The following is a 3,665-nucleotide window of genomic DNA, read 5'->3' as shown; positions in this document are numbered from 1 at the left end:
GCCACGACCAGCTCGGCGGAGCGCGGCAGCGCCAGTGCGACCCGGGCCTCCGGGCCGGCGCCCCGGGCCACCAGCACCCGGGCGAGCCGGTTGGCGGCGGCGTTCAGCTCGGCGTACGTCATCGCGACGCCGTCGCGGACCAGCGCGACGGCGGCCGGGGTGGCCGCCGCCTGCCGCTCGAACTCGTCGACCACGGTGGACGGCGCCACCTCGCGGGCGGTGTCGTTCCAGGTCGACAGGACGAGGTCCCGCTCGGCGTCGTCGAGCAGCGGCAGCGCGGAGATCCGCCGCCCCGGCTCCGCGACGGCGGCGGTGAGCAGCCGCACGTACCGGGCGACGACCGTCTCGGCGGTGGCGCGGTCGAACACCGCGGTGCGGTAGACCAGCCGGCAGGCGCCGGTGGTGATGTCGAAGGCCAGGTCGTCCTTGGTGGTGCCCAGCGCCACCGGGTCGAGACCGGAGTCCGGGATGAAGTTCAGCGCGGTCTGGAAGATCGGCTGCACCGACGGGTCCCGCTGCGCCGCGACCGCCTCGACGATCTTCTGGAACGGCGTCTGCCCGTGTTCCATCACGTCGACCAGCCCACCGCGCACCCGGGCGAGCAGCTCGGCGAAGGTGGGATCGCCGGCGACGTCGCAGCGCAGCGCGACGGGGTTGACGAACATGCCGATCAGCGGGGTCAGCTCGGCGGTGTCCCGGCCGGCGGTGGAGACGCCCACCACCACGTCGTCGTCGCCGCAGATCCGGGACAGCAGCGCGGTGAAGGCGGCCAGCAGCACCATGTACGGGGTGGCGGCCGAGCTAGCGGCGAGCCGGCCGACCCGGTCGAGCAGCCCGTCCGGGAGGTCGAAGTGCACCTCGTCGCCGGCGAAGCCGAGCTGCGCGGGGCGGGGCCGGTCCAGCGGCAGCCCGGTCACCGCCGGCGCGCCGGCGAGGTGGCCCCGCCAGAACGCCAACTGCCGCTTCAGCTCGGCGCCGGCCAGCTGACCGCGCTGCCAAACCGCGAAGTCGGCGTACTGGATGGGCAGCTCGGGCACGACAACGGGCGCGCCGGTCAGCGCGGCCCGGCTGAACTCGGCCAGCTCGCGGGTGAACAGCACCGCCGAGTGGCTGTCGAAGACCGCGTGGTGCACCACGAACAGCAGGGCGACCTCGTCGACGGGGAGCCGGACCAGCCGGGCCCGCCACAGCGGCGGGGCGTCCAGCGGGATCGGGGTGCGAGCCATCTCCACGCGCACGGCCGCCAGGCGCTGCGCGCGCTCCGCCTCGTCGAGGCCGCGCAGGTCCTCGACGGGCAGCGCGACCGGTTCGGCCGCGCGGACCACCTGCGTGAGGGCGCCGTCGTCCATCCGCAGGTGGGTGCGGAGCGCTTCGTGCCGAGCGACGACCTGGCCGAACACCTCGGTGGCCTGCTCGGGGGTGATCCCGGCGGGGTAGCGCCACGGGCTGGAGACGTTGTAGACCGGCGAGGCGGTGTCGAGCTGGTTGGCCATCCAGACCCGCTCCTGCGCGAAGGAGGCCGGGAAGCTCCACTCCTGCGGGCCGGTCATGAGGCGGCCTCCCGCACGGAGCGCGGACGCATGTCGGTCCAGACGGTCTCGATGTGCGCGAGGCACTCCTCGCGGGTGCCGGCGAAGCCGGTCTCGTGCCAGCCCGCGGGGAGCTCGCGGTCGGCCGACCAGATCGAGTACTGCTCCTCGTCGTTGCGGACCACGAGGAATCGGGTTTCGGCCATCACTTCGCTCCAGGGGTGTCGGGGGTGTGCGGTTCGGCCATCGCGACGGCGATCTTGCGGGGCCCGGTGAACGGCTCCCGCCCGTGCGCGGCGGTCATGTTGTCCACCACCAGCACGTCGGCGCGCTGGTAGTCGAAGCGGACGCTGGCGGCCCGGTAGGCGGCGCGCAGGTGGTCCAGCACGTCGGCGGGGATCTCGCCGCCGTCGCCGTAGTAGGTGTTCGCCGGCAGCTCCTCGGTGCCGAACATGGCCAGCAGACCCTCCTGGTAGTCCTTCGGGAGGGTGCTCACGTGGAAGAACGTGGCGTGGTTGAACCAGCGGGGGGCGTCCGAGCCGGGCCGGTGGTGCACCACGTCGCGGACCGCTCGGGTGCGCAGCCCCTCCTTGCCGCGCCACTCCAGCTCGATCCGGTTCGCCGCCGCGTACGCCTCGACCTCGGCCCGGTCGTCGGTGTCGAACACGTGCTGCCACGGGGTGCCGAAGTCGCCGTGGAAGTTGCGCACGAGCATCCACCGGCGACGGATGAACTCGTCGCGCACCGCCGGGTCGATCTCGTCGTGGACCCGGCGGACGTCGGCCAACGGGGTGGCGCCGAGGGAGTCGGGCGGGGTGATGCAGTAGAAGAACAGCGTCAGCGGCCAGCGGGCCTGGTAGGAGTTCTCGTTGTGCAGGAAGATCTCCTCGTCCGGCGGGTAGTCGGTCGAGGTGTAGACCCGGCCGGCAATGGCGTGCCGGGGTGACGAGCGTTCGGTGTAAACCAGCGGTTCGCCGGACAGCGCCCGTACCGCGCGGTCGAAGCCCTCCACCCCGCCCACGTCGAAGCCGCGGAACAGCAGCCCGCCGTGCTCCGCCAGGGCGGCGCGCAGCTCGCCGCGGCGGGCGTCGATCAGCTCGGTCAGGGGACGGCCGTCGTTCTCGACGACCACCGGCAGCGTGGCGATCGTGTCGCTCATTGCTCTCTCACTCCTGTTGTCGCTCGTCGTCACGCGCGGGGCAGCCGCGGGATGGCGGGGATGGTGGCCGGGGCGGCCGGTTCGTCGGTGGGCGCGGCGTCGGCCCGCAACTCCTCGATCCGGGCGGCCAGCCCGGCCACGGTGGGCGTCTCGAAGAGGCTGCGCATCGGCAGCCGCACGCCGGTCGCCTTGCGCATCGCGGCGATCAGCTGCACCGCGACCAGCGAGTTGCCACCGAGGGAGAAGAAGTCGTCGTCGACGCCGACCCCGGTGACCCCGAGCCCGTCCTGCCAGACCCGGGCGATGGTGATCTCCAACTCGGTGCTCGGCGCCGCCGAGCCGCCGCCGGTGACCGCCGGCGCCGAGGAGGCGGTCTCCGGCTCGCTCTCCAGGCTCTCGGTGGTGACCCGGGCGGCGCGGCGGCGGATGTCCGCCACCGCGCGGGTGGCGATGACGACCTGCGCGCCGAGGCCGGCGGTGAGGCTGCGGCGGAACGCCTCGGCCCCGTCCACCGGCCGGATGTCCTCGGTCGGTCCCGCCGGTGCCGCCCCGGTGGCCTGCGGCGCGGCGGCCAGCCCGCCGGTCACCGCGCCCTGGTCGACCCGGCGCAGCACGAAATCGCTGATCGCGACGAGTTCCCGTCCGTCGGGGTCGAGCAGCGACAGGTCGGCGGAGACCACCTCGTCGGTGGCGCTGTCCCGGTGCCGCAGGTGGCTGTGGAACTGCGCCGGCAGCGACCCGCGCACCACGATCCGCCCGTACGACAGCGGCAGGTAGGTGCCGGAGCCCTGGCCACGGCCGAACGCGGTCGCCACGTCCAGCAGCGCCGGGTGCAGGCCCCAGGAGGGCAGGTCCCCGGCCGCCTCGGCGGGCGCGGCGACCCGGGCCAGCTCCTCGCCCTGGCCGAGGTGGTGCTCGCGCAGCGCCGCCCACCGCGGCCCGAAGGTCAGCATGCTGGTCCGGCCCCGGCCGAACGA

At 74.2% G+C, this 3,665-nt stretch carries 4 protein-coding genes; all 4 read right to left on the bottom strand.

Annotation, left to right across the window (positions count from 1 at the left end; genetic code table 11):
- Positions 1-1,550: condensation domain-containing protein (locus tag NCC78_RS29230; RefSeq protein WP_250798571.1), on the bottom strand; the 1,550-nt coding region annotated here is incomplete at its 3' end.
- On the bottom strand, positions 1,547-1,735 hold the full coding sequence (locus tag NCC78_RS29225; protein ID WP_250798569.1) for an MbtH family protein: 189 nt from the start codon (positions 1,733-1,735) through the stop codon (positions 1,547-1,549). The genes NCC78_RS29230 and NCC78_RS29225, both read right to left, overlap by 4 nt.
- Positions 1,735-2,688, bottom strand: coding sequence for a TauD/TfdA family dioxygenase (locus NCC78_RS29220; RefSeq protein WP_250798568.1), 954 nt, complete (start codon positions 2,686-2,688; stop codon positions 1,735-1,737). Before NCC78_RS29220 ends, NCC78_RS29225 begins: the two co-directional genes overlap by 1 nt.
- Before the next feature lie 29 nt (positions 2,689-2,717).
- The coding region (locus NCC78_RS29215) for a polyketide synthase dehydratase domain-containing protein (protein WP_250798567.1) at positions 2,718-3,665 on the bottom strand (948 nt) is incomplete at its 5' end.

Source organism: Micromonospora phytophila (genome assembly GCF_023656545.1).
Lineage (GTDB): Bacteria > Actinomycetota > Actinomycetes > Mycobacteriales > Micromonosporaceae > Micromonospora > Micromonospora phytophila.
This window is presented reverse-complemented; position numbering and strand designations above follow the sequence as displayed.

Excerpts from the sequence above, each read along its gene's own strand:
- NCC78_RS29225 (WP_250798569.1), bottom strand. The coding sequence starts at position 1,735 with ATGGCCGAAACCCGATTCCTCGTGGTCCGCAACGACGAGGAGCAGTAC.
- NCC78_RS29220 (WP_250798568.1), bottom strand. The coding sequence starts at position 2,688 with ATGAGCGACACGATCGCCACGCTGCCGGTGGTCGTCGAGAACGACGGC.